20 protein-coding genes are annotated in these 25,783 nt (G+C 68.1%); 3 read left to right on the top strand and 17 right to left on the bottom strand.

All coding sequences use genetic code 11. The annotated features are described in order from the left end of the window. The first annotated feature begins 77 nt into the window (after positions 1-77). Positions 78-770 carry a haloacid dehalogenase-like hydrolase gene (locus OG210_RS34000; RefSeq protein ID WP_331719885.1) on the top strand — a complete coding sequence of 231 codons (693 nt, stop codon included), beginning with the start codon at positions 78-80 and terminating at the stop codon, positions 768-770. Positions 771-838: 68 nt separating this feature from the next. Here the strand turns inward: OG210_RS34000 and OG210_RS33995 are convergent, their stop codons facing one another. The 5 genes from OG210_RS33995 to OG210_RS33975 all read right to left on the bottom strand — a co-directional run bounded on the left by OG210_RS33995 (position 839) and on the right by OG210_RS33975 (position 6,350). Continuing rightward, positions 839-2,212 carry a hypothetical protein gene (locus OG210_RS33995; protein ID WP_331740974.1) on the bottom strand — a complete coding sequence of 458 codons (1,374 nt, stop codon included), beginning with the start codon at positions 2,210-2,212 and terminating at the stop codon, positions 839-841. 139 nt (positions 2,213-2,351) lie between these two features. Further along, entirely contained in the window at positions 2,352-2,720 is a 369-nt protein-coding gene (locus tag OG210_RS33990) for a hypothetical protein (protein WP_371540806.1), read from the bottom strand. Between the two features lie 29 nt (positions 2,721-2,749). Continuing rightward, entirely contained in the window at positions 2,750-3,694 is a 945-nt protein-coding gene (locus tag OG210_RS33985) for a replication-relaxation family protein (protein WP_331719882.1), read from the bottom strand. 14 nt (positions 3,695-3,708) lie between these two features. Next, positions 3,709-5,886 carry an ATP/GTP-binding protein gene (locus tag OG210_RS33980; RefSeq protein ID WP_331719881.1) on the bottom strand — a complete coding sequence of 726 codons (2,178 nt, stop codon included), beginning with the start codon at positions 5,884-5,886 and terminating at the stop codon, positions 3,709-3,711. Beyond that, positions 5,883-6,350, bottom strand: a complete 468-nt coding sequence (locus OG210_RS33975; RefSeq protein WP_331719880.1) for a hypothetical protein — start codon at positions 6,348-6,350, stop codon at positions 5,883-5,885. The genes OG210_RS33980 and OG210_RS33975 overlap by 4 nt, the downstream gene beginning before the upstream one ends. Before the next feature lie 187 nt (positions 6,351-6,537). On the opposite strand from OG210_RS33975, the gene OG210_RS33970 reads away from it, so the two are divergent. Continuing rightward, complete coding sequence (locus OG210_RS33970; protein WP_331719879.1) at positions 6,538-6,993, top strand: hypothetical protein; 456 nt, start codon at positions 6,538-6,540, stop codon at positions 6,991-6,993. A 315-nt stretch (positions 6,994-7,308) separates the two neighbouring features. Here OG210_RS33970 and OG210_RS33965 read toward each other — a convergent pair whose 3' ends face one another. From OG210_RS33965 to OG210_RS33920, 10 genes are all read right to left on the bottom strand, one after another. Then, positions 7,309-8,415, bottom strand: coding sequence for a bifunctional lytic transglycosylase/C40 family peptidase (locus OG210_RS33965; protein ID WP_331719878.1), 1,107 nt, complete (start codon positions 8,413-8,415; stop codon positions 7,309-7,311). Continuing rightward, positions 8,412-10,952, bottom strand: a complete 2,541-nt coding sequence (locus OG210_RS33960) for a hypothetical protein (protein ID WP_371540801.1) — start codon at positions 10,950-10,952, stop codon at positions 8,412-8,414. The genes OG210_RS33965 and OG210_RS33960 overlap by 4 nt, the downstream gene beginning before the upstream one ends. Continuing rightward, positions 10,949-13,504 carry an ATP-binding protein gene (locus tag OG210_RS33955; RefSeq protein ID WP_331719876.1) on the bottom strand — a complete coding sequence of 852 codons (2,556 nt, stop codon included), beginning with the start codon at positions 13,502-13,504 and terminating at the stop codon, positions 10,949-10,951. Before OG210_RS33955 ends, OG210_RS33960 begins: the two co-directional genes overlap by 4 nt. After that, the gene (locus OG210_RS33950; protein ID WP_371540798.1) at positions 13,501-14,025 is read right to left on the bottom strand and encodes a hypothetical protein; all 525 of its coding nucleotides are present in this window, start codon (positions 14,023-14,025) and stop codon (positions 13,501-13,503) included. Before OG210_RS33950 ends, OG210_RS33955 begins: the two co-directional genes overlap by 4 nt. A 140-nt stretch (positions 14,026-14,165) precedes the next feature. Further along, positions 14,166-14,495: a hypothetical protein gene (locus OG210_RS33945; RefSeq protein ID WP_328335763.1), complete on the bottom strand. Its 330-nt coding sequence runs from the start codon at positions 14,493-14,495 to the stop codon at positions 14,166-14,168. Continuing rightward, complete coding sequence (locus tag OG210_RS33940; protein WP_331719874.1) at positions 14,492-15,622, bottom strand: conjugal transfer protein; 1,131 nt, start codon at positions 15,620-15,622, stop codon at positions 14,492-14,494. Before OG210_RS33940 ends, OG210_RS33945 begins: the two co-directional genes overlap by 4 nt. Then, the gene (locus OG210_RS33935) at positions 15,619-15,882 is read right to left on the bottom strand and encodes a hypothetical protein (protein ID WP_328335765.1); all 264 of its coding nucleotides are present in this window, start codon (positions 15,880-15,882) and stop codon (positions 15,619-15,621) included. Before OG210_RS33935 ends, OG210_RS33940 begins: the two co-directional genes overlap by 4 nt. 40 nt (positions 15,883-15,922) lie before the next feature. After that, entirely contained in the window at positions 15,923-16,813 is an 891-nt protein-coding gene (locus OG210_RS33930; RefSeq protein ID WP_331719873.1) for a hypothetical protein, read from the bottom strand. Positions 16,814-17,335: 522 nt separating this feature from the next. Beyond that, positions 17,336-19,000 carry a DUF2637 domain-containing protein gene (locus OG210_RS33925; protein ID WP_331719872.1) on the bottom strand — a complete coding sequence of 555 codons (1,665 nt, stop codon included), beginning with the start codon at positions 18,998-19,000 and terminating at the stop codon, positions 17,336-17,338. A 406-nt stretch (positions 19,001-19,406) separates the two neighbouring features. Next, a complete protein-coding gene (locus OG210_RS33920; protein WP_331719871.1) occupies positions 19,407-19,934 on the bottom strand; it encodes a hypothetical protein in 528 nt (175 codons plus the stop codon). A gap of 719 nt (positions 19,935-20,653) precedes the next feature. Here OG210_RS33920 and OG210_RS33915 point away from each other — a divergent pair. Then, entirely contained in the window at positions 20,654-21,541 is an 888-nt protein-coding gene (locus OG210_RS33915) for a hypothetical protein (RefSeq protein ID WP_371540793.1), read from the top strand. 1,036 nt (positions 21,542-22,577) lie between these two features. Here the strand turns inward: OG210_RS33915 and OG210_RS33910 are convergent. Continuing rightward, positions 22,578-23,705, bottom strand: coding sequence for a ParB/RepB/Spo0J family partition protein (locus tag OG210_RS33910; RefSeq protein WP_331719870.1), 1,128 nt, complete (start codon positions 23,703-23,705; stop codon positions 22,578-22,580). Then, on the bottom strand, positions 23,702-24,964 hold the full coding sequence (locus tag OG210_RS33905) for a ParA family protein (RefSeq protein ID WP_331719869.1): 1,263 nt from the start codon (positions 24,962-24,964) through the stop codon (positions 23,702-23,704). Before OG210_RS33905 ends, OG210_RS33910 begins: the two co-directional genes overlap by 4 nt. Between the last annotated feature and the right edge of the window lie 819 nt (positions 24,965-25,783).

Genomic DNA, 25,783 nt, shown 5'->3' with positions numbered 1-25,783 from the left:
GGCGGGCAGTTGGAAGTACACCAACGTGTGACACCGTGATGCCCGGTGGGGAATGGCACGTAATCGGAGGCGGCAGAGTGAAGTTGGTTCTGTGGGATATCGACCACACGCTCATCGCCACACGTGGCGTCGGCCGTGGAATTTTCGCCGAGGGCTTCGAGCGGGTCACTGGAGTGGTGATGCGGGAGCAGGCCGCTGTCGACGGGATGACCGAGCCGGTCATCTTCCGTGAGACGGCGAGGCTTCACGGCATTGACAGTGACCGCCGGATGTTCGAGAGGTTCGCTCGCTGCTCCGCTGAGCTGCACCGAGCGCGTGCCGGGGAGCTGAGGGAGCGCGGCCATGCTCTGCCTGGCGCCGCGGCCGCACTGGATGCGGTGTCCGGTCTGAGCGGGGTGGTACAGACAGTGGTCACCGGCAATATCCGGGTAGCCGCTGAGGTGAAGCTCACCGTCTTCGGCCTGGATGCGCACATCCGCTTCGAGCTGGGCGGGTACGGCGAGGATCACGATGAGCGTGCGGAACTGGTGCGCGCGGCCATGAGACATGCTGGTGAGGGTCGCTCCGATGTCGCGGCGGATGATGTCCTTTTGGTCGGCGACACGCCTGCTGACGTCGCTGCCGGCCGTGACAACGGCGTGAGGGTGCTGGGTGTGGCCTCTGGACGCAGCTCAGAGCAGGATCTGCGGACAGCCGGTGCAACGGCGGTGGCACGTGACCTGACGGATCGCCGGGTACTCATGGACCTGATCACCGCAGCCTCGCGCTGATCTCTTCGAGACGATTCCCCTGGGCCGGCCGGTCCCCGCCCTGGTGCCCGGGCTCCTCCCCTGGCTCATCACTGAGCCTGAGCCGAAAGAGCGTGTTCGGCTTCCCAGTTCTCCAGTTCGGCGCGCAGCGCGGCGCAGGCGCGCTCTGCTTCCTGCTGGTCGCGTAGGTGCTCCAGCCATCCGCGGTCGTCCTCCGGCTCGGCACGGCCGGCGGGACTCGACAGTCCCATCGCGCGGGCCTGGTAGACGTCGCGCGCGGACACGTCTTCGCCCCAGGACTGAGTTGGCAGTGCCGCGGCGAATGCCCGTTCGCTCTCGCGGGTCATCGGCTGGTAGTCCACGCGCTGCGGGGCCCGCACTTGGGCGTTCGCGCGTACTTGGGCCTGCCGGCGACGTAGGTCGGGCCGGATCTCATTGAGGTAGCGCTGCCAGACTGGGTCGCTCTGTTCTTGTCGGCGGCGGAGCATGGACCGGTGGCGGAGACCGGTGTCGTCGACCTGGTCGTTCCGCACGGCTGGTGTGGCAGGGCCGGGCAGGCCGGCGTGTTGCTGGCGGCGCTGGAGCTCGTGACGTACGTATGCCGCCGGATCGCGAAGGTGGCCGGGTACACCCCAGGTCAGAAGCTCGGCGGCCAGTGCCTGAACGGTCCAGCCGCTGGTCGTCAGCGGGCGCAGGACGTAGCCGAGTCTGCGGGCGCAGCCGCGGTTCAGCCACCACACCTCTCGCTGCAGTTGCTCGGCGAGAGCGATCCCGCGGGCGCATTCGGCCGCGGAGACGCTGGGGTGAGTGGAGGACGGGAGGGAGGGCATATGCGGGTTCTTCGCGCGCTTGCGCGGGGTGTATTTCTTACCTCCCACTACCTGCATCTGACGGTGGTCCTGTGGGACCACCAAAGAAGGGGTGCACGAAGTGCTCCTGGCCTGGGTCTTCGTAGAGGCACGGCGGGCCGTGTCGATAGCGTGTGCCCGGCCCTGCTCGGTGACTCCGATGGGCCGGCCTGTGTAGCCGGTGCCGTCGATCCTGCGGCCCTCTGCGTCGTCCCAGACGGAGGGTGCGACTGCGGCGAAGATGGTGGCCGTGCGGCGGTACCCGTGTGCGGCTGTCCAGGCTGCACCGTGGCGCGTCCGCAGCGCGTTGGTCTTCGATCCGTGTTCCACGTAGGCGAGAAGGCCGAGCTCGCGCAGGTACTTCGCGTGGGCGAGAACCGTGCGCCGGCAGAGGCCGAGTTGCCGTGCGGTCGCCTCGACGCTGAACGGGAGGTGCCCGTCTTTACTCCGCTCCATGCGGGCCGCGAAGACCTCCGCGAGGCGCAGCGTCGTGCGGCCGGCCTTCGGATGGATACCCCGGCCGATCATGAACCGTGCGGCGGCTCGGAAGTCGCCGGCGCGGCGCAGTTGGCGGGAGGCGGTCGTGCCCATCTCGTGTTCGGAATCATCACGCACGAGAGTGAAGGCCGGGCCCGGAGCCGGCCGGTGCCGGGCCCGGCGGTCAGGTGTCACGTCGTTCAGGGGGCCTTGCCGGCCGCCCCTCCCCGAACGGGGAGGGGCGCAGGGAGTCTGCTGGATGGCCGGTGGTGTGTGCTCACGATGCAAGGTGGTGGTCCCGGGTGGCCGCGTTCTCGGCGGCCCGGGTTGTGGGGACTTCCGCCGTGCGGGATTGACGGGGGTGGATGAGGAGGTCGTCGATCGTGCCTTGATCGTCGGTCTGGTTCTGCCAGCCTTCGAGCAGGTGGTGGATGATCTGGCGGGCTGTCACCCGGTATTCCTCGAGGCACTTCTCGCTCTGGGAGAGTGCCCCGATGGGACGGGTGTGGCAGTACACGGCAAGCAGTTCGCCGATGAGCGGCGAGAACGGGCGGGTGAGGGCGCCGAGATCGTCGCAGGCGCGGTAGTCGACCGGGGCCGGTGCGGCCGGGGGCGGCGTTGACTTCCTGAAGCGGCTGAACAGCATGAGGTGGTCGTCCTTCCAGAAGGGGGCGGTCAGGCGGCGATGGGCTGCGGGCGCAGCCATGCGTCGCTGAGGTCGGGGCTGCCCAGCACGGGCGTGAAGACGGGGGCGAACGGGCCCCGGTCGCGGAGCTGGTCCAGGGTGGTCACACCAGCCCGCACCGCGGTGGTGGCGAGCATCGGGTCGCTGGCGGCGAGGCTGCGAAGGTCGGCGATCCTGCGGTCCAGGCGGGCTTCGGACGCGCCGGTGAGGACCAGGAGCAGTCGGGGGAAGACCGCGTAGCGGCTGCGCCAGGCGGGTGCGGAGCCGGGCCGGCGTACGGGGCGAGCGCCGCGGGGGACGGAGGGCTGGGGGGTGAACTCGTAGTAGGCGGCGTATGCATGGAGCTTCTGCGCGAGCCGGGCGATCGTCATCTGGGTGCGGTCGACCTCGATGAAGAAGGTCAGCAGGGTGCGCTGCCTGGCTTGGGTGTCGGTGTGGACGTAGCTGAGGACGGCGTCGGGGATGAGGCAGAGGTCTTCACCGGGGCGGCTGTCGTCGCGGTAGTGGTGCGCGGTCTCGGGGGACCAGTCGAGGGGGCCGCATTCGTGGCCGAGGCGTCGGGCCCAGTCGACGAAGGCGAGACCGGATTCGACGGTGGCCAGGGTGTGTTCCTGCAGAGGGCCCAGCGCTGCTTCGGGGCTCATCCGGTAGGGGCGCTGGGGCAGCAGGCCGACCGCCTCGACGGCCCGGGCGCCCTGGTCCGTGAGCCACCACAGCAGTTCGGTCTGCCCGGTCAGGCGTCTGCCCACCGTGTCGGCCATACCGGCTGCCCGCAGGGTGTGGAGCTGGCGGCGCAGGAACTCGGCGCGGGTGTGGTGGGGGGTGATGAGCTGGTGCATCTGCCGGGTGGAGACCAGGCGGTGCTGGTAGAGGACCTGCATGGCCTGCTGGGCGGTCTGTCCGAGCCCGGTGGGGCCGGTGTGCGGGTACGGCATGACGTTCTCCGGTGCTAGTCGAGGAGGGTGGTCGGGTCCCCAGCACGGCCGGGCTGGGATCCGGTGAAGTGGGCGAGGATGTTCGCGTCGAGGTCTTCGAGCTCGTCGAGGATCTCGGCGAGGGGCCGGCGGCTCATGCTGGCGTCGATCGCGGCATCGAGTGCGGGGACCCCGGCCGGGTTGTTGTAGTGGGCGAAGATCTCTTCGACGGGCAGGCCCCGTACCCGGAACGGTGTGCTCGGGGCGCCGTCCAGGTTGATCGACACCACGTAGTGGTACTTGGGCAGTTCAGTGATGGTCTCGGCGCTGACCTGCCCGTTCCAGCGGCGGGCCACGAACGTGGCTTCGTCGAAGTCGGCGGCGCAGGTCGACAGCATGGACTGGTTCTGCAGCAGCGCCTGGCGGGTGATCGCGGAAAGCCGCAAAACCATCTGTGTCATGCCGACGAACCGCACCTCGTACTTGCGCAGCTGCTCGGCGATCGCGGCGAGGAAGCCCTTGGAAGAGGAGTCCAAGGCGGTGAGTTCGTCTCCCCAGGCCCAGAAGGTGCGCCGTTGGTGGCGGTGGGTGTCCTGGCGGGAGAGGCCGGCACGGTGCAGGTCGTGGATGAGCAGGCAGGAGACAAGGTCGTCGGATTCCGAACCACTGGGGCACACGAACACGACCCGGCCGGTGTCCATGGCGGTGCGCACGTCGTAGCCGGAGCGCGGGGAGCCGAAGAACGCCTGCAGGGCCGGAGACGTGTCGAGGCGGTCAATGGCGTACGTGACGGTGGGCACCGAGTCCGACGCGAGCTTGGGAAAGGTCTTGGTCCAGTAGTTCTGCACCCGCCGGGGCAGTTGTGGCAGCAGCGCCTCGCGCCAGTCCTCGTCGGTCAGCCAGGACCGCACCTGGAACAGCGTGCACTGCAGATCCGGCCTTCCGGCCTCCACGGCCTTCATGTTGAGCAGAGCCAGCGCCTGGGCGGAGCGGGCGAGGATCGTCCGGGCCCGGGGGGCATGGTCGCCCCAGTTCTGGGCGGCCGCGATGCCCTCGGTGACCGCGCGCACGATCTTCTGGATGTCGGAAGCCTTGCGCCGCTCCATGGACAGCAGATTCCAGGAGACGACCAGCTGGTCCGGCTCGGCGGCGGCCAGATCGATCTCCCATACCCGGCACTGGATGTGCGGGTGAGCCAGGTACGGCTTCGCCCTCGCCCATGCCTCACCGTGCGGGTCCAGGAACCAGGTGCCGTACCCGTTGTGAGCGAGCGCGATGGCCTGGACGAGAGCGGCCTCTGTCTTGCCGTGCCCGCTCTTGCCGAGCAACAGCCCAAAGAGCAGGTCCTTCACACGGGCGGCGCCGATACGCTCGCGGCCGTCCGGGTAGGTCACAGCGCCGAGCGGCACCAGATCAGACTGGCCCGTGTAGACGGGGAGCTTCGCTGGTGCGGGCGGGACGAGACCGCCTGAGCGGACGACGCTGGAGGCGTTGCACTTGCAGGTCGGCGGTTTCAGGAAGCCGGTCAGCTCCGGGACCGTCAGCCACTGCCTCTTGTGCGGACGGAACTCGCCCCTCGCGAACCGCCGGTCGAAGGACTCAATGGCCCGGCGGGTACGCGGCTTACGGGGCTTGAAGTAGTTCTCCCCCGAGGTGATCGCGAAGGCCGCGAGCAGCTGATGCATACGTTCCAAGGCGGCCTGCGGGTGCGCGGCCTCGGTACGCAGCAAGACCTGCACGGCGAAGACGACACCCGCCCCCGGGCTGAACTTTCCCATGCCGTCACGGACATCCGTCATCCGTGGCAGACGCCCGGCACGCGATCCCGCAGAGGTCTTGCCCCCGTTCAAGCCGGCCGCGACGGACTCCAGCAGCCCTCCCCCGCTGAGACCTCCGGTGAGCTTCTCGCCGTACGCGGAGGGGCCACGCCTTTTCGAACGGGCCAGCAACCTGCGGCGACGGCGGGCAAGCTGACCTTCCCTGACCGGAATCAGATCGAGCACGACGTCGGCGTGCTGACCCGCTTCGGTGCGCACTGTGGCCATTGCGGCAGCGAGCTGTTGCAGCGGATCAGGGTTCAGGCCCAGCGACGCGAGCGGCTTCTGATCGGGCATGGCCAGCACGAGCTCGGCGCGCTCGACGTACCGCGGACCGGTCGAAGGCGGGGCGTTGTCGCTGACGGGTGGCTTAGCGAGGCTGACGGTCGCGCTCACTTCTCCCCCTCCCTCTGGACGGGAGGAGTAAAGCGGACCGGCTTGATCTGCTGCTCAGTATGCGCGGCGCGGACTTCCACTTCGGCGAACCCCTGCATGGCCAGTACGGCCCCGGCCCTTGCCGGCCCCTCGATGTAGCAGCGCATGTGACCCTCTTCAGCGCTGTAGCGCAGGCGGACACCGGCCCCGCGGGCAGGCGTCTTCGCCACGGAGTAGCGCGCCCGGCTCAGCTGGTGTGCGTAGCGCCCGACTTCGCCTTCGCTCGGATCGAAGGTGCTGGTGGGGATGAGCTCCACCGTGACTCGGCCGAGGAGGGACTCTCCGACTCGCCGGGCGCGCTGCCATTGCGTCCAGCCCCAGGCTGCGCCACCCAGGAGCACCATGAGTGCGAGGTACGGGGCTGACATGGCGATCCAGTGCGCGATGTCAAGCAGATGGCCCGGATTCGGGAGGGGGGTGTTCATGCCGACTGCCGGTCAGAGAAGCGGCAGGCTGTGGCGTCGTTCACGATGGCCTCCTGGGTGGTGAGGAAAAAAGTCCTTCACCCTGACCAAGTCCGGTCCGGAGGCTCATCCAGACATCACCCGAGAGGCTTTACCACTGCTTTACTCTTCTCGACTGCGCGACCGACGTTGGGCTCGTTGAGCAGACGTGAACGACGAGAAGGCAGAGTCATCAACGCCCTGGGCGCTGGCCGAAGAAGTACTCCTGGCTGAGTTCCAACGACAGGTGATGGCAGACCCGCAGCTGGCACTGGAGACCGTGAATCGGCTCGTGCTGAAAATGCACTCGGCATCGTGCGAGGCTACCGACGCGGCGCGGATGACAGGCACGGGCTGGCATGAGATCGGGCGCGCACACGCTGCGCTGGAGGGCGCAGGCATTCTCCTCCGGCAGGCGGCGGCGCTGTTCCTGGGCGGGCCTGCCGCTGATCGTGCCGCTGAATGGGAGATGCTCGCTCAAGCCCTCGGCGAGGAGCAGTGCGAGGGAGATGACGAGGCTCAGCTCCCCGAAGACGGATGCAGCACGCCTGTTGGTGAGGACATCTGGTCGGCGGCCGTAGGGCAGTTCCGGAGGAACACACGGTTTTCGCTACCCTCCCAGTAAGCGCCTTGTTCGCCAGCCCAGTCGACCGAGTTCGATGAAACGGACGCGGCTCGGCTCGTTGAGACGAGACAGACACCATCGAGCTCTACGCCGCCCACGGCCGCGAAGCCCGTCGGCCGCTCACCTGATCTCACGTCACAGGTACGGTCACCACCGCGTTTTCTTCGCAGATCGGAAGAATAGCGACGGACAGAATGGGGGCTCAGACGGGCGATCTCCGGCCCTCTGGTGTGATTGGACCTTGCGGACTCCTAGAGGCTGGCACGCGGGCTCTCGACGATTCTTCCCACTGCGACGAGCCTGTTCTGAGGCGAATTACAGGACCCGGCGGATGTCCCAGTCGAACTGCGTCCAGTATCCCGTGGTGACGGCGACCTGCTCGATTGGCTTTGACGGGTTGGGGGCGTCGATCATCTGGCCGCTTCCGACGTACAGGCCGACGTGTCCCCAGGCGCCGTCGTTGTTGAAGACGATGAGGTCGCCGGGCTGCAACTGGCTGCGGCTGGTGACTTTGGTTCCGACGGTGCGCTGGGTCTGTGAGGTGCGGGGCAGGGTGATGCCGGCGCCGTGGTGGAAGGCGTAGAGCATGAGGCCGGAGCAGTCGAAGCCGCCTTTGGTGGGGCCGTTGATGTCGCCTCCGCCCCAGACGTACTTGCCGCCGAGCTGGGCGCGGGCAGCCTCGATGACGGCACCGGCCCGCCCGCCGACAGCTGTGTCGCTGGAGGAAGCGCCGGTCTGGTCGTAGGTGCGGATCCAGCCGGTGACATCGTTGACGTAGGTATGGGAGTGGTTGTAGCGCAAGATCGCCTTGTCGAGCTGTGCCTGCTTGCTGAGGTCGGCGGCCCCGGTGCCGCACAGGTAGACGGCGGTGCTCAGGGCTGCGTCGAAGGCGTTGTGCGGGTCTTTGATGCCGTCGCCGTTCCCGTCCTGCCCGCTGGACCCGTTCCAGGTGCCGGGCAGGAACTGCATGGGGCCCACGGCCCGGTCGAACTGGGTGTCGCCGTCCAGGCGGCCGCCGTCGGTGTCGGTGATCGCGCTGGTGTTTCCGCCGACGCCGCTGCCGTCGAGGCGGGGGCCGAGGATGTGTGGGGTGATGGCTCCGTCGGCTGCGATGTGGCGGCCGGCGGCGTGGTTGGACTCGATCTTCCCTATGCCGGCGACGACCGACCACCGCATCCCCTTGCACTGGGGCCGGATCCGGGTGACGGATTGGGCAGCCTTTCCGTAGGCGTCGAGCATTATCGGGTTGATGCCGTCGACCTGTGCCGGAGTGGCCCACCCGGCGGCGTCTGCGCCGGTGTCGTCTTCGTGGTCGGCAGCACCGCCGGCGACAGCGGCCACGAACAGGGTGATCACTGCGAGGAGCAGCACTCCAGGGCACAGCAGGGCGCCGACGAGCAGAGCTGCTTTCTTTCCGTTCACGGTCGGCCCCCTCGGCGGGGCGCGGGCCGTGCCCGCGGTGGACGAACGGCAGGCGCCGCCGGTGGCGTTGGCTGGTGCGGCGGTGTCGCTGTCTGGCGGGTGCGGATGCGGTGCAGGCGCTGCTGCAAGGCAGCCTGAGCTGTACTGGCAGGGGGTTGCGGAACCCGCGCCGGAACGGGCCGGCGCCGCGCGGGCGGAACGGGAGCCGGGGCAGGGGCAGGGGCGGGGAACGGGGGGTGTGCAGGAACACCTGCTGCCGGAACAGCGGGTCGCCGGCGGGCAGGTGGGGGAGTCGGCTGGTGGCGTGGGATGTAGGGGCTTTGCTGGCTGCGGCCGGTGACGAGGCGGCCGAGGGAGCGCAGGTTGTGGGTGTACTCGCCGGTGAAGTTCTGCGCGGGGTGTACGTATCGCTGCTGGATGTCGGTCAGCCGCTGCTGAAGCTGCTGGACTCCGCCACTCACAGCGCTGGACGCCTGCGCCGGCAGCTGTCGTGCGGTCGAACCCACCAGCCGTGCGGCCCGCGGCCCGTACACCGGCAGCCCCACTGTGGACTTCAGCCCGACCTTCCCCAGCGCAACACCGCCTCTGAGCGCAGATCCTGTGGTGCTGGCGGCGGCCTTCACCGTGCCGCCGATAGCGCGGCCGCCACTGCGGCTGAGCCGGGCGGCCAGAGCGGCACTGCCGCGTACCCCGCCCGTGGTTCCCATGGCGGCGGAACCGGTGCCGCCGGTCGCTGCCATCGCACCGAGCATCAGCGCGCCGACCGCGAGCCTGCGGCCGAGGTGGCCCTTTGGGCTCTGCTGCCCGAGGTCTGCCGGCGCTGCTCCGCCGAGGGGGCTGGAGCCGATCCGGGCGCGAGCGCGCATGGCCATCTTCTTGGTGGTAGCGGTGAGGCGTTTGCGGAAGATGAAGCCGCCGATGCACAGGATGTCGATGACGATGAACCGCACGGTGAGCCCGCCGGGCAGGTCTTTCTCCGGGGTGTTGAGGATCGCCTTGATGACGACGATCAGCACAGCAAGGGAGACGACGGACAGCACCATCAGCGCGAGGGATTTGAGGACGGAGGCACCTCTGGCCCAGAGCCAGGCCCGTCCCGGCCCGGGCAGCACCCCGACGGTGAAGGCGACCCGGGCGATCATCGCTTCGAAAGCGATCCACACCTGAGACATCAGGAACGCTCCGGCCACGATGACGATGAACAGGCAGACCAGGAACGCGGCGAAGGTCATGAAGGCCGCGCCGCCGACCTTGTCCACGGACGCCTTCTTCAGCGCCCCGGTATCGCCCTTGACGCAAGTCTTCTCGAAGTCTTTTACGGGGCCCTCGCCCTGGACCAGGTCGCGCAGGCTGTCGGGGAGCGTGCTGCTGGCGTCGGGGATGAGCGAGCCGATCCAGGGCAGTTTCTTCAGCTGGTCGGTCGACTTGGAGTTCACCGCGTCGTCGACCTGGGCGTCCAGGACGGCCTGCCGGATGCGTGAGTCGCGGAAGCTCTTCGCGCATTTCCCGTCGAAGGTCTGCCCGTAGGAGAGCAGCATCGCCGGGCGTACGACGAACGCGTCGACCAGCTCGTCGGTGATCGGGCGGGCCAGACGGGCAGCGCTGACGGTTTCCCAGCCGCTCATCGTGGCCGGGCCTTTGGGGGTTTCCTCGTTCTGCAGGACCAGGGCGGCCACCTCGGTGGCCAGCTGTCGTGTGGTGCCGACGGCGCCGCTCTGCTCGGAAAGCAGCATCGTCGGCGGTGCGGCGAACGTGGTGAGAGCGAGCGCGGAGATCACCAGGGCGGCGGCTGTCTCACCCCAGCCGCGGACCCGGTTGCCGAACATGAAATGCCAGGCAGCAACGGTCCCGGCGTAGGTCAGGAACAAGCTGGGGAGGCCGAGCTGGACCATGACGTTGGAGTAGAGCGACGTGGACACCGCGAGGGCCGGCTTGAGAAAGAGGCCGGCCAGCTTGAACGACAGGGACCAGGCGATGAGGAAGCAGGCGAAACTGACCAGCCACTTCGAGGCGAGGAAAAGATTTTCGACGAGGAACGAATCGATGTGCAGGTCCCAGTCCTTCCAGCTGCCGGTATCGGAGAACACCCGGTAGGAGGAGACGGGGTTGCCATCCCTGTCCGTCACCTCGAACGCGGACAGGACTCCGCCGTTGCGCCGATCCTTCTTGTACTGCGCAACACGCTTGTCGAACTGGGAGAGCCGCTCCTTCTCCGTCTCCCCCTTGCTCGGCTTACTCGGTGTGCTTGTCGGCGGCGCCGGTGTAGCGGGTGCAGTCGTGCCGCTCGGGGAGGGCGACGCGGGCGGGAGGAGATTGGCCGGCCCGGCCGGCGTCAGTCCGGGAGTCGGGCCCGGGACAGGGGCTGTGTCGTCTGCCCCGGCCGACCCGGCGAGCAGCAGCGACGTGATGAGGGCGAGCAGCAGCATGACCACTGCGGCGAGCACGGCCCGCCCGGGGTGCACTACCCACCAGGCTCCGGCCCTGACATCTTGTGCCTGGCCTATGCGCGGCCGCTGTCCCGCTGTGTACCCGTTCATGCGGCAAGGACGGGCTGGGAATGGATGGCTTCTTCCACCTTCGGGTCGGCGGGGATGCCGACCTGCATGGTGCCGATACGGCCCATCAGGTCCCGGTGCAGGCACTCCCCTGCGCGTGCCGCCTGTTCCTCGTCCGACAAGTTGATCGGTGAGAGGCCGCTGGTGACCAGGGCGAGGAAGTCCTCGTCCTGCGGGTCGCAGCCCAGGAACTCCAGACCGCGCCGCGCGAGGGCGGCATCCTGGTGGCGGAAGAGGAACTTCCGGGGAATGAGCCCAAGGAGGATCCGTCCGAGTTCGCTGCTCGCGGGCCCGATGTCGTCCGGGTCGTGAGAGCCGACCAGGGCGCCGGTGTTGTGCTTGCGGCCGTCGCGGACGATCTCGACCAGGAGCTCCAGACCTTCCGGACTGGAGGTCAGCCACCAGCACTCGTCCCACACCACGGCGACGAACTCTTCCGGCCGGGCGTAAGCGATCTTCCGGCACAGGGCGGCGATCAGATACATCGCAGCCCGCCCGAACAATTTCTCCCACTCCATGCGGTCCAGCCGGCCGCCCTCCATCTCCCGCTTCTTGGGCAGTGCAAGCGAGGACACGGAGAAGACCACCGTGTCAGCGTCAGAGTCACGCACCACGGGAAGCGACTCGTCGAACAGCGCCCTCGAGAGGTCCTTGCGCTTGACCGCAGCCAGGCGCCGGTACACGGTCAGCGAATGCGGGTCCTCAGCGCCCCGGGTGGCGAGCTCCTCGGCCAGGCGCCGCAGGGAGGGCGCTTCCTCGGACAGGACCGACTCGATCGCCTCGGACAACGCGATCCCCTCGTCGTCCATCGGCGACATCCCCAGCAGCAACGTCAGGAAGGACTCGGTGAACCGCTGCGCCTCAGCTTTCTTGGTGAAGATCCGCAGCGGGTCCAGCGACACCGAGGCGGTGTTGTCGATGGTGATGACTTGCGTTTCGCCGGGGCAGGAGCGCGCGAAGCGCACCCATTCCTGCTGGGGCGTACGGTCCACGATCACCGCACGCCCCCGGCTGGTGCGCGACCCCGTCCGGTGGCCCGCGGCCAGGGCGAAATACACCGCAGCCTTCATCGCCACGGACTTGCCCGCGCCGAGCTCGCCGCAGTAGGCGGCGCTGGCCGAGGCGTGCTTGCGTGGGCCCCGGCTCCAGTCGATCAGGACAGGTCGTACCCCGCCGCCGGTCAGCTGCAGCCCGTACAGCGGCCCGCAGTCGTCGCCCAGGCCGCCGCCGGTGAAAGGGCCGGCCATCGCGAAGTCCCGGGCGAGGAGGTATTGCGCGTACTGCATCATCACTTTCGGGGTGCGGGCGCCGGGCAGCATCCCGTACCAGAGGCTCTCCTGCTCACCGCGCGGCCGGGCGAAGGTGTACTGGTTCCCGGCGAAGTACCCGGCGAGCTCACCGGCCCGCCGTTCTGCCTCCTGCGGGGTGCCGCCCCACACGCACAAGGCACCCATCGCCCGCACCTCTACCTCTGTGGTCGAGGCGGTCAGGCGCTCCCGGTACTCGTCCAGTCCGCCGACGGCCTTGTCGACAGAGGCCGGCACACCCGCGGTCTCGCCCTCGTACTCGCTGTACTGGTTGGCCAGCTCCCGCGCCTTGCGGCGGGTCTTTGCTTCCGCTGTGGCGCCGTCGCTCACCGACAGGCGCACCACCCAGTCCACGGGGAAGCTGAACTGGTCGAGGTTGGCGAAGTATTCGGAGCCGGGGAAGGTGAACGCTTCGGGCATCTCGGCCAGGGCGAGCATGGCCTGGTAGGAGGGCCCCCATTCGGTGGTCACCTCCAGCCACCGCCGGGCGAACGGATTTCCCGCACGCCGCCGCCCCCGGCTCTGGCCCTTCGCCTCCCTCAGGTCCTCGGCGATGTGCTCACCGCCTTCGGCTAGGACTACCTGCCCCAGGGCTGCCGCACCGCGGCCGCGGCCTCGTCCCGCCGTGGCGCGCTGGCCTTCCGGCAGCAGCGGCTCGAGGACACCGCGCCGGGCGCTGTGCCCGTAGACCCACAAGATCTCCGCCGATGTCGCGGGCCGCATCTGAATACCCGAGGGCCACATTGACGCGAGCGCCGCCGCCTGGTCCAGGCGCTCCATCTCATCGGCGGCTGAGATCGCAGCAGGCAGCAGCCCCAGCTGGAGGGCGACTTCGGCCCGCGCGGCTGCGACCGCGTCGCGGACCGTCTGCCGGCGCGATGCGGGCAACGGCACCGCGAGCCAGTCGGTCCGCCCGGTCAGCTCCAGCTGCTCCAGCTGGTCCAGGACCCGGTGCGCGAGCTGCGTGTACCGCGGGGAGGCGTCCATGTTGATGCCCGCGGTCATCTTCTTGACCACGGAGACCGGGTCGACCTGCGGGCACAGCGACAAAAGCATCGATTCGCCGCGCAGCTGCTTGACCAGAGACTCCAGCATTCCCAGCCGCTGCTGCTTGGCCTTGCGCGAGGTGTTCGCCTGATCGGCGCCCTGCACCCGAAACAGCGCCCACACCGTGCCGTTGACCGTCCAGACGACGTTCCCGGCCAAGTGGCGTACTGGCATCCTCATCGCGGCATCACTCCCTCATCGGTTGAAGATTCAGACAGCGGCCGCCGGGGGCTGTCGTCGATCGGGCGGGCGGCGAGCAATGCGCTTGCCCTCGACTGCACCCGCTGCTGTCCGGGCGGCCGGGCAGCAGTCCGAGCGGTGTTGGGCGCGGGCACCATGGGTGCGGCAGCCGCGATCACTCTCGGGGCCCGGGCGCGCGGGGCCCACGACGCGACGGGTCCCGGCGCTTCCTCCTCGGTGCGCTGCGGGTCCCAGGTGAGGGTGCAGGCCCCGATCAGCCTCCGGTGGCCGGGCGAGCTGAGCGGGCGCCCGCCCATCCGGCCGCCGTGCGGCGTCGCGAGCATCCCGACCGCGCTGGCAGCCACCGCCAGCGGATTGCGCCCGTCGATGTGGATATGCCGCACCAGGAGCGACAGCCCAAAGGGCACACCGAGAGCGATGAGAACGTCCACCAGCCCGAAATGCGCCCACAGCGGGCGGGTGAGGATCAGCAGCAGGAACGAGACGACCAGCACGATCACTTGCGGCACCGTGTAGGGGCCGCCCCACAGGCGCCCCCGCCCACCGGGCATCCTGCCGATCATCAAAGGGTGCCGTCGGGCTTTGGTGTAGCACCGCCCGACCAGCACCTCACTGTCCGCTCCCCCGGCCGTCGCGGTACTCACTGCTCACCTCGCACCGCGGGGAGGGTGCCGGGAATGTCGGCAACTACGTGCACCACGGCCGACTGGGACTGGCCTGACGGGTTGAGGTCCTCACCGGTCTTGTCGCGCAGCGTCGCGAGGTTGGTAACGCCCCACCAGACCGCCCCTGCCGCGACGCAGGCGACCAGAGCGGTCACCGCCGACTTGGTCTTGAACCACGACCAGACCACGAAGGCGATGCACATCAGCGGGACGATCACGTTGATGAGGATGTCTTTCAGGTTCGCGCCGAGCGTCCTGATGTCGCCGAGCTCTCCGGCCGCCAGTACTGCGTGCGTTGTCATCATGGGGTTTCTCCTTCTTGCCCGGCCGTGGCCGGAACGGTCTTCAGAGCGGGCGCCGCGGCGAGGGATGAGATCTCCCAGCGCCCGGCGCGCGCTTCCAGTGCGATGGCGTAGGTCAGGGGCCGTGTCTGGGCGTCAGTCCCGGTGGCATCGACGGTGACCAGCAGCTGGCGCTGTGCCCTGTCGGGCAGTGCCTTGCCTGCGGGCCAGTTGCTGCCTGGCTCGTCGGTGCCGTGCTCGGCGAGCTGGACGATCTGCACCTGCTTGTACGGCGCAGGCGAGATGGGCGAGAGATGCGTCTGCGGGGAGAGGTAGCGGTCCACGTCGTCGCTCCCGCCGGTCAAATACGCGCCCAGGAACCCCTGCAGCGTTTTGACCGCCGCATCCGAGGACTGGGCCGGGGCTGCGAGCCCGTAGTCGAGCTCCGGCGACGCTCCCGGGCCGGGGGCCGAGACCTCGGCGGGCAACGCCACCGCGACCAGGGCGCCCGAGCCGGCCTCCTTGACCGGGACCTGGAAGTACCGCAGCGCGTTGCCGGCGGGCTGATCTGCTTCTTCAGCGGTGTTGCTGGCGGACTCGTTCGTCTTCGATCCCCTGGTGGCAGGGATCCGCGCGGCGACCGTGACCGACCAATAGCCGGCGGACATCTGCTTCACCCGCACTGCGGCTGCCTGCTCCGCTTTCTGTGACCCGGGCTTCGCGCTCAGGGTGAGGTCACGGACATCCGGGAAGTACGGGCTCAGCGAGCTTTCGGTGCCCTGCCCGGCTGCGATGTACGCCGTCACATACAGGGCGGCGAAGCCGGCCGGGCCCGCCTGGCCTTCCGCACCGCGGCTCCTCTGTACAGCCGGCGGGGGCGCTGCGGTCACACTCGGCTGGCTGGCGAGGGCGAGCAGTCCCAGCAGAGGCCCTGACACCAGCAGGGCCCAGGCAGTCCACCGGATCACGGCCACGGTGTTGGCCACGGCTCCCACCGAGGCAGTCGCCCAGCCTCCTTGCTCTGCCGGATACGCCTCCTGGCTGTGGCTGTCCTCTTCTCCCATCTCGTCCACGAACCAGCCCTGCTCGTTCGCGTCGGCCTGCTCCGTGCCGGCACCTCTTGCCCGTTGGGGCCGCAGGGGCGACTTCACGCTGTGCCCCCGAGCGGAAGCAGGTGGTGGCCGCAGAGTTCAGCGATCCGCTTGCGCAGCTCGGCCTCGGGCCGTTGCTCCAGCACGCGCAGGGACATCAGGACCGTCTCGGCGTCATCGCTCAGGAAGGCGCGCAGCCTCTCGTGGGTGGCGACGTCGAACGGGTGGTGGACGAGGGCGGCACCGAGGCCGATCAGTAGCCGGTGGGCGCGGGTGACGCGCTCCTCGTCCGCGTCCAGATTCTTCTTGAGAGGGGGCATGGGTACTCCGTTCGTATCGGGGTGGGTGGATCAGGGAGGGTCAAGCGGCCGTTTGGAGGCTGGTCTTCAGCCGCTGCACGGCGCGGCTGCGTCGGCGCTGCCATGCGGCGGGGGTGGTGTTGGAGAGAGAAGCGGCCCGGGCGTCCGGGACGGGAGTGGTGGTGTAGTGCCAGGCGATCGCCCGCCCGTCGTCGGGTGAGAGGGTGCCGGCCTCCATCGCGTCCAGGACGAGCTCAAGGAGCTCCAGACGCGCACGGCTGACTTCCGCTTCGTCACGGGTGAGTTCCGGTTCGAGTCCTGCGGCCGCCGCGGCGGTGCTGACCCAACTCGCGCGAGCATGGACGGCAGGCCCGGGTGCGGAGTCGGCGAGATCCTCGGCGACGTCCAGGGATTCTCCGAGTTCCTCACACTCGAGGGCGATCTCACGGCACACCCGGTTCAGAGCGTCGAGTGCGATGTTCGCGGCCGGCCGGCCGGGCCGGTGGTGGATGCGGCCAGAGCGCGCCACCTCGAAGAGAGCGACGACCGTCACGTGGCCGATGTGCTCGAAGGACCGGCCGCCGAAGGGGCGGACCTGACCGCGCGCCATGCGGACCGCGGCCGGGATCATCGCCTGCACGATGATGCGAGCGGCGAGCGTGGCCGATCGGTCATGACCGGCGGCGCGCACGAGGAGGGCCCGCAGCACGGCATCGGCCAGTTCGTCCGGCAGTTGCGCAGTGCGCGGCTTGAGGATCGCGAGCAGCTGCGCGGGGCCCAGAGTGCGCACCCAGGTATCGGTCACGGCTGCGACGTCGTCGGCCAGGTTGTCGGCCATGAGCCAATCGGCCACGGCGTTCTGGACGGAGGTGTCCGCGCACAGAGTCGCCCAGTCAGCGTCCAGGCGGTCGAAGATCCCGCCAGCGGTCGGGGCGGAGTACAGGTTGAGCACGGCACAGCTCCTCTCGGATCTCGTGCCGTGAACTCTCCTCACCCGGGCTTGCCCGAAAGCTTGCCCATTTCCCGAACGGCGCAGGTCACAGGCAGAAAGTGCCGGATTCGCCGGTTGGGCAAGCCCTCTCAGGGGGTGGGCAAGCCCCCTCATGACCGGGCCGTGCAACAGTGGGCAAGCCCCCTCGGGGGGTGGGCAAGCCCTTCTTCATCACGTGCCGGATGACCGATCGACACGGCACAGCAGCGGCTACTCGGCCATGGCCGATCCCGCGTCTTCGGTCATGGCCGATGACCGGTGAACACGGATCGGCCACCGCCCCCGGTCCGCAGAACCGGTCACGAGCCTGTCGGTCACGGCCCGCGGAAACCGGTCACGGCCCCATCGGTCACGGCCCGCCGAATCGGTCATGGCCAAGTCGGCCATTGGCACCGAGGGAATCGATCGGCCACGCGGCGGTGCCGGAACATGACGGTGGCCCGACGACCGCAATCGGTCATCGGGCCACAGGAGACAGACCGGTCAGCGATCAGCGACGGACCGGAGATGGGCGCGGCCGTGCTGCCGCAACTGCTCCTCCCGGTACTTCTTCGCCGCTCCGAGAGCACGCTGGCCGGTACGCGGAGAGACATCGAGACGGCGCGCGACCTCCGCACCCGAGAGCTTCCTGTTGCTCTCCTCCGCCTCGGCCAGCCACCCGGCGACCATCCGGATCCGCTGCTCCTCCGCATCCAGTTCCGGCTCCTGGTGCTCCGGCTCCGCCGCCCGCGCGGTCGCCTCCCCCGTATCGGTCACCGCAGCCACCCAGGGAGCAGCCGACTCTGTATCCGGCTGGGACGGAGCCGATCGTTGGAACGACGCACCGATCGACAACTGCTGGGGCACTCCCCCGCCATCCCTCTGGTCCGGGACCGCGGATCCGGTCGGCGCCAGCACCGGCTCCCGCGTGGAGGGCTCAGCCTGCGGCGGCTGCCCCGGGGCGTCGGGGTCGAGCTCAGGGTCAGCGTGAGGCTCAGCCGGAACGTCGGCGGTGGGCAAACCAGCATCCGTCTCGAATTCCGCGGGCTGGTCGGGCCGCGGCTCGAACCACGGCGACGATGCGCGTAGTTCGTCGGGGAGGTAGAACTCCGGGAACGTCTCCTGGAAGGTGTCGCGCAGTTCCTCCAGGTGTGGCCCGATCCGCTGCTCTGGGATGACATCGCCCGTCTGCGGGTCGACAACCCCGTGGAAATCTCTGAGGTACAGGGCGAACTGGCGGTCTGTCGGGACTGTGTCGTACGCGGCGACGTACTGGCGGAACTCGGAGGAGTAGTCGAAGTCGAACCCACCAGGCTCGAACGCCACTCCCCCGGTCGGCGGTTCATCCCCCGGCGACGCCGCCTGGCGGTTCTGCTCAATGGGCGGTGCGGGCTCCAGGGGCCGCTCCGTCAGGGCGGCGTGTGCCAGTTCCGCAGGGTCGAAGCCCAGGTGCTCTGCCGGCGCTCCGGGTTCACCGATGCCGGCGGCCGCCAGCCCGGACGGGGCCGTCTCCGCGAGCGGAACCCCGTACCTCGCCAGCCGCAGCGGCATCAGCGACTCGATCGGCGCCTTGCGCCGCCACGCCCGCCCGAACCGGGCCTGGAGCCGCGCCTGATAGATCAGCCGGTCCTGTTCGAGCTTGATGACCTCGTCGTACCTGCGCAGCTCCCACAGCTTCATCCGGCGCCACAGCAGAAACGTGGGGACCGGCGCGAGCAGCCAGCGGGTGAGGCGCACGCCCTCCATGTGCTTGTCGGCCGTGATGTCGGCGATCCGGCCCACCGCGTGGCGAGCCGCCTCGACACAGACCACGAACAGCATCGGGATCACCGCGTGCATCCCGGTACCCAGCGGGTCAGGCCAGGCCGCGGCGCCGTTGAAGGCGATGGTCGCGGCCGTCAGCAGCCACGCGGTCTGGCGCAGCAGCGGGAACGGGATACGGATCCAGGTCAGCAGCAGATCCAGCGCGAGCAGCACACAGATCCCCGCGTCGATACCGATCGGGAAGACCGTCGAGAAGGCGCCGAAGCCCTTCTCCTGGGCGAGTTCGCGCACGGCCGCGTAGGAACCCACGAAACCGATCCCGGCGATGATCACCGCGCCCGCGACCACGAGCGCGATGAGTATCCGGTGTGTACGGCTGAGTTGAATCCTGGTCCCCGCGGCCACCTGCTGGAGCCTTTCCCTGTGCTGTCGTGATGATGAACGGGTTTCACACTCTCACGGTGTGATCGGTCCGCTCACGCCTTCACGTACTTGAGATCACCAGCTGGGAGTGCCAACGGCCGCCGGCATGGACGGGTAGGTGATGACCCGCCTCAGCCAACGGCCGTGAAGCGATACTTGCCTCGCCGAAGCCATCAGCCCAGACCTCGTCGGCGGCGCGAGGACGGAGGACGAAGCCTGCCCTCTGGCCTCGGAGGCCGTAACCGATTCCGTGGAGCTTTGCCGAGTGGTTGAGGCGAGCCCGAGTCACGAACGTTCCAGGCTGCCGGGCTGGCACCGTGGCCCCGGCCCCCATAAACGTCGACGGGCTCCGATCCCCCCAGAGAGATCGGAGCACGTGCTCGTGTGGCTATCGGGTCTGGAGTGCGCCGCGGTCGATGAGGCTCTGAATGTAGGGCGGCCAGTCCCGCTCCAGGCTCGTGGTGATAGCGGCGTGAACGTCAGCACGTACCTGCGGGGTGACATGTTCGACGTCGCCGCCCGCGTAATACAGGCGCACCCCATCGCGGCTGGCGTCACACAGGATCGCGTGGGCCTTCTGGACGAGCGTCATGTAGAGCTGCGGGACCGGAGCCTTAACGAGTTCATCGATGACGGCTTCGTAGTCGGCTCCGAAATCCGCCCAGTCCTTGCCCTGCTTGTCGAGCCAGAGGGTGACGTCGGAGAAGAAGACAGCTTTGCCCGGCCCGTCGTTCGGGTCGCGGGCCAGGCCGGTCGCGAGATCGAGCGCGATGCCGGCGCCTTTGCTGACGAGGCGGCGGGGGATCATCTCCGGGGCGACAGCCACCGCGCACTCACCCCAGCCATCTTGGGTCTGCTCCGGCCAGGGCAGTCCCACTACGAGCCAGCCGTCCGGTGCCAGCAGCTTGTTGCTCACCGTGCTCTCCCCCTCAGTTGTGGATGGTCCGCATCTGATCCTTCCGCCCTGGACCGGTAGCAGGCAAGACGCCCTCAGGACACCCGCCCGCGTGCCGGCTACCGGCGCGGCCGAACAGGCCAGTTCTTCTTCACCTCCGCTTCGGCCGCCTCCCGGGCCGGCATCCTCCGCCAAGCGGCGCGCGGCCTTCTCCGCCCTCACCTGTTCATGCTGTGCGTCCAGGCGCGGCCAGCACAGTTCGTCTCCCTCACGCCATCGGGACGACCGGCTCGACTGCCAGCGCTCATCGGTGAACTCCTCCCCGCAGCGGGCACACACCGGCCGCTGCGTCTCCCGCGCCGCGGCCCCACGCTCTTACTGCCGTCGGCGGGCATCCCTCAACTGCACCGCGCACAGGCGGTCGCCGCACGAAGGGCGACGCTGTGACGTGCTCGCGAAGCCGACGCCCGGCAGGACCGGAGGCAGCGGTGCGCCGACCGCAAGGGCTCCCGCATCGACCAGCGTTACAACCGGCGCAAAGGAACTTCTGGACGACAGCCCCGGGTATGCCCTGGCTACGGACATCTCCGGCCCCTGGAACACGGCGCGACCTGAGCCAGCCAAGTCACAGCCCTGGGCGTGATGCAGATCACCAGCAGGGGCTCAAGAAATATTGACGCCAGCCGGTCTGCCCAAGACCGATAGGTGAAGACACCTCATTAGGCAAGGAAGGCAGCAGGTTGACCATCTCTCACAGCAACCCCACACCCAGGACCCTAAATAAGGCACCGCAATCAACGCAGCACGATCCGTCTGTTTGGGGCGGTCCTAGCTTCCACGGGATACACATCACCGCACTCCTCACCAACGAGGGGCACAAGAGGCCAAAGGCCATAGCAGGCACGGAATCCGGCGTTGCCCTGGTCGATGTATCCGTCAGCAAGCGGCTGCACGACACGGAGAAGTACGACGTGACTTACCGTATCCCCGGTCTTCCGTCGGAGATGGCTCCTGACCTCTCCGCGGCACTGAGCGTTCAGGAAGCTTTGCTCACCCGGGAGCTGGCCAAAGAGGTGCAAGAGCGGTGCGTGGACAGACTGGCGGCCAACAACCTGCTCGTCCCCCGCAGCGACCGGTGGCGTGAGGCGATCTCGACTGCCCTGCTCGGCGGCTGGAGTGCACCGCTATGGTCCGAGGGCCGGCTGTCCTCGACCGCTGTAGCGGCGCTGAAAGCGGAGGCCCACATGCTGCACCGGCAGCTGGTACCAGTGTGGCGGCGCAAGACTCGGCATGGCCGGGTCCTGTCCCTCGACGTCGCCCTCGGAAACGGACTGTCGCTGTATGACCTGGTTGCGGCCGACGTCGACCTGCTGCAGCGCGTGGCGGGCAGGGTGTTCGAGGACGAGCGCCTCAATGCTGTCCTGCGCGGCCTGACCTCGGCTGAACAGCAGGTGGTGTTCGCGTACGCGGAGGGTGAGGGCACTACCTGGGTGGAGGCTGCGGCATGTGCTGGCGCCACGGACCCGGAAGCCTTCGGCAAGCGGGTGCGATGCAAGGCTCGGCGTCTGGCCGCCGAGCAGCGCCGTCGTCGCGAACTGCGTTCTCCCGGAACGAACCCCATGGCGTAAGCCTGCCCACCCGGCAGAGGCGCCTCCGTACCGGTCCTGCGTGGCGGAGGCGCCCCCCGCAGAGTCCAGCCGCCGAGGAGGAGTTGCACCGCTAACCCCTCATCGGGGCAGGGACTGTCATTCAGGCCCGGGCCCGAAAACCTGCAGGTCGTGGCATTGAATTTCGGATTTGCCTGTGCGCAATCTGGGATTGCCGCTGGGGCTTGCGCCGCTAACCCCCCGCTCCCCCATTCTTCGGGCTGTCAGATCCGTTGCCCGCGGCGCATGGGCTGGGACTGCTGCACGCTCCGCCCCGCGCGCGCATTTGGCGCGTCCGCCTCCGAGCCCGAAGGACCACCGTTATGAGCGTCCGCCCCGCTGCACGCCGCCTCATCATCTGGGCTGCCCCGCCCGTCGGCCTTGGGGCCATTGCCCTGGCCGGCAAGACATATGCGGGTACGCCCGGTTGGGTTGCTGCCCTCATCGCTGCGGCCGGTGTCGTCAGCGGTGTCCTGCCGGCGCTTCTGCCTCAGGAATCCGAGCACCGCCGTGACGTATGGCGAGACTGGCTCCACCACCGGGAACGCATGGCGCGACTTCGTATCGCCACCACTGACGCACACCCTCACGCTGCGGCCTTGGGAAATGATCACCACGGATCCAGGTGACCGGGAAGGCGCGCCCCGACGACTGGGCCTCCATCGGACTTCATACGAAAGGTCTCTGGTCCCCGGATATGCTCCCCGGCTCTGGAGTCCAGACGTGGTGTGACGACCGCTCAGGAGAGTTACAGGGCGGAAGGCGCGCCCCGGCAATACAAAAGGCCGCATACGCCGATGTGACGGCCTGCCAAACACGCCAAGGTCCGATCACACCGGGGGCCCAGAGTTCGGCCGCCTAAGGTGCCATTCTGGAGGCCGTCTTTAGCTACGCTCCGTCACATTTGCGCGCTACGTACGATTTCGTCCGTCAGCCCGCTTGGAGCCAAGGGCGGTCATCGACAGCGTCCTGCATCCTGAATGCAGCTGGATGCAGGACACGTCCGAACTCAGTGGAGTCACACCTTTGCTGCTTGCGTCGAGGCTGCGTTGTTTTCACGCTGCTGGATGAGTTCCTGGATGAGGAGCTCGCGCTGATGCTCGGACAGCCTGGCGGCCCCCCAACGGATCTGCGCACTGAACTGACTCTCACTCAGTTTCGCCAGCATGATCTCACCGACCGCCTCCTCGTCGCCCCAGGGCATTTTGATCTGCGGCTTAGCCGGGGGCGCGATGCTGGCAGACGGCTTCGTCGTCGTGCGCGGGTCAGGGATCGTCTCTTTCCGCGGCGCCACTTCTTCGGCGTCGGGTTGCTTTTCGCCGCGCGGGCGTCCGTCGGCTGGCGCACTCCCCCGCTTGTCAGCTTCGGTTCCGACAGGCTCATCCTGAGGCTGCTTTCGCCGGGCCGCTCGGCGTGCCTCCTTCTCACTGTCTTCCTCGGCCTTCTTCGCTTTCAGCCGTCGCAGGTGCTCTTCCTGTTCATCGGCCTTCTTGTTGCCCACGCGGCGCAGCAGGTCGGCTGGCTCCTCGCCGCTCTGCAGTTTGGCCTTGAGATCGTCGTTCAGGCCGAGCAGGGCGAGCCTTTGGGAGACCCAGCCCTGTGATCGGTGGAGCCGTGCGGCGAGAGCCTCCTGCGTGCCGTGGACCTTGAGGAGTTGCTGGAGGGCGTTTGCCTCGTCGAGGTGGTCCAGGTCGTTGCGGTGGATGTTGGCGACCAGGGCCGATTCGAGGATCTCATCGGGGTTGCTGCCCAGCTCGTCGTCCAGCATGACCTTGACGGTCTTGTTTCCCGCCTCGCGTGCGGCGGCCAAGCGGGAGTTGCCGTCGATGACGACGTACTTCGTTCCCTCTTCGAGTGCATCCTCGGCCTGGTCGGGGTTCGCTTTGAGATAGGCGAACCTGCCCATGATACTGATCGCGGTCTTCTGCCCGTGATCGCGAATACTGCCGGCGAGGTCGGTGAGGTCGCCCAGCGATGTGCGGGGGTTGAGCGGGTTGAGGCTGATCAGCCCCACTTCAAGCTCGACGGGGGGCGGCGTGCCCTCGGTCGGTGCGTTAGTCGCCGCATTCACAGCGGCTCGACGGGAGCTGATGGGACGCGTCCGCTGGAAGGAGGAACCGGACCCCAACGATGCTGCCTTGCTCATGAGATCTCCCGGGCGAGGGCGCGCATTCCGACGGACTGGTCACAGCGGGGGGCATAGGCCAGCAGCGGGCGCTTCACGCGGACCGCCTCCTTCTGTTCCTTGAGGTCGGCGATGACACCGACCACTCGCGGATCCTTTATGTCCATCCAGTTCTCGAGGGAGGACGTAGCGATGTACCCGCGGCGGGCGTCGTAGTGGTTGACCACAATGCCGAGGTAGTCGAGCTCGAGCTGCATGTCGTCACGAAGGTCCTCGATCTGGGTCGTCAGCAGATCGTAGGCATCGGCGGAGCTGTCCTCCGCCTGAACGACAACCAGAGCACCGGAGTTGCCCGTTGCTTCCTCGGGCCGGCGCCGGCCGTAGTAGACGGCGGCGTCCATGCTGAGCCCCAGGCTGGGAGGGCAGTCCACGATCAGTACGTCGTAGTCGGCCTCGACCACCGCCATCGCACGCTCAAGGGCAGCTTCGCGGGCACGGACACCGGAGAGCTTCACGTCCAGGAGAAACGCGTCCGTGCAGGCGGGCAGGAGGTGCAGGCGGTCGCCGAACCGTTCCTCCTCAATCGCGACGATGAGGTCCCGGATGTCGCCCTTGCCCTCGCCCGCCATGTACTTGGTCAGGCTGTCGTCCTCGATCGGCAGCGGCTGCTGACCGAGTTGCTTGGTGAGGTGGCCCTGCGGGTCGAAGTCGACCAGGAGAACCCGCAGCCCAAGACCCGGCAGGTCCTCGTAGTTCAGAGCCGAGTCGGCCTCTGCACTTTCAGGGTCAGCACCGTCGGCTACTGCGAGGACAGCCGCAAAGTGCTTCGAGATACGCACCGGATAAAGCTGGTTGGGGTCCTCCGCAAGAGCCTCCCCCACCCCAGCCGTGATGGCAGTCTTCCCCACCCCACCCTTTTGGTTACAGACAATGATCCGGCGCGGGATCACCGGCCGCTGAACCGTCGGAGCGGGATTCCTCTCCAGCCACAGCGCCACAGACTGGGACAGCCCCTGAATGAGTGACACTCCGCGGGCTGCGCAGTGAGCGCGGAACTTCTCCCACTGCCCCTCGGGGAGCCAGGTGGAGAACGACCTGGCTCCAGCCGTATCAACAGGGGCCAGGTTCGAACCCAGTCCCTGCCAGGCTGCGATGCCCGCCTCAACAGCATGCTGAATGTCGACGCGGTGCTGCGCAGTGCGGATCTTCAGATCCTGCTGCAGCCCGCCTGGGAGTTTCGAGACGACCTTCTCGCGGTCGTTCAGGGAGGGCGAAGTCATGAAGACACCTTACTAACACCAAAGATCGATTCAAGCATCACCACGTTAGATGTTGGCCATCAGTCACCTTGGTGACGAACCATCGCCTCCACTCCCCCACCCACCGGTTCACCGACCGCCACACCCCGCCCGCACATCTGGCCCGCCCAATGACCAGTTACCCGCAAGAGGCCTCCGACGGCGAGCCAGTCCCCACCAGGCCCCGGACTACTCGTAACGGATCTGCTCCACCCGCAAAAGCCAAGCCCTCAAGCACCACTCGGTCGAACAACAACGCCTACCAACCGAGCTGCTCCTCTATTACGACGTAATAGTCGACGAGCTACAGATTCACCTCCTTCCATCCTTCAGCCCCACAGCCCGATCTCGCTACCAGATACTCCGGCTCACCGTCCTGGGGGCAGCCCCCAGACGAGGTACAGCACCTGCCCAATCACACGAAGCGGGGCGTCGAGATCCAGGAGCGCCGTATCACGCGCCCTTCCCTGATGTGAGGTGGACCGCCTACAGAGCCCGGCCCGGGAGGCCCCAGGTCTCCGGCCTACGCGAACTACAGCTGGAACGCGACCTCACCAGAGCACTGTCTGCCAAGACCCCTCCCCCAGCCGACCGGGCCATACATCCAAACCAGTTGGATGACGCGGAGCGCCCGGATGCCCATGGAAGTCGGCCTTGAGACTGCTCCCCCGGTACTTCGACAAGGACGCACGGCACTGGTCAACCAACGACTACGTCCTCTGGGTCTCGACGTGCGCGCACTCCAGGCGACGCTAGGGACGCGAAGGATGGGATTCAGACTTGGGGGAGTCAGCACTACGT

Source organism: Streptomyces sp. NBC_00466 (assembly GCF_041433995.1).
GTDB lineage: Bacteria > Actinomycetota > Actinomycetes > Streptomycetales > Streptomycetaceae > Streptomyces.
This window is presented reverse-complemented; position numbering and strand designations above follow the sequence as displayed.

Coding starts and splice junctions, on each gene's coding strand:
- OG210_RS33935 (WP_328335765.1), bottom strand. CDS start 15,882: ATGCCCCCTCTCAAGAAGAATCTGGACGCGGACGAGGAGCGCGTCACC.
- OG210_RS33985 (WP_331719882.1), bottom strand. CDS start 3,694: ATGCCGTACCCGCACACCGGCCCCACCGGGCTCGGACAGACCGCCCAG.
- OG210_RS33990 (WP_371540806.1), bottom strand. CDS start 2,720: ATGCTGTTCAGCCGCTTCAGGAAGTCAACGCCGCCCCCGGCCGCACCG.
- OG210_RS33945 (WP_328335763.1), bottom strand. CDS start 14,495: ATGATGACAACGCACGCAGTACTGGCGGCCGGAGAGCTCGGCGACATC.
- OG210_RS33960 (WP_371540801.1), bottom strand. CDS start 10,952: ATGAACGGGTACACAGCGGGACAGCGGCCGCGCATAGGCCAGGCACAA.
- OG210_RS33955 (WP_331719876.1), bottom strand. CDS start 13,504: ATGAGGATGCCAGTACGCCACTTGGCCGGGAACGTCGTCTGGACGGTC.
- OG210_RS33905 (WP_331719869.1), bottom strand. CDS start 24,964: ATGACTTCGCCCTCCCTGAACGACCGCGAGAAGGTCGTCTCGAAACTC.
- OG210_RS33910 (WP_331719870.1), bottom strand. CDS start 23,705: ATGAGCAAGGCAGCATCGTTGGGGTCCGGTTCCTCCTTCCAGCGGACG.
- OG210_RS33975 (WP_331719880.1), bottom strand. CDS start 6,350: ATGAACACCCCCCTCCCGAATCCGGGCCATCTGCTTGACATCGCGCAC.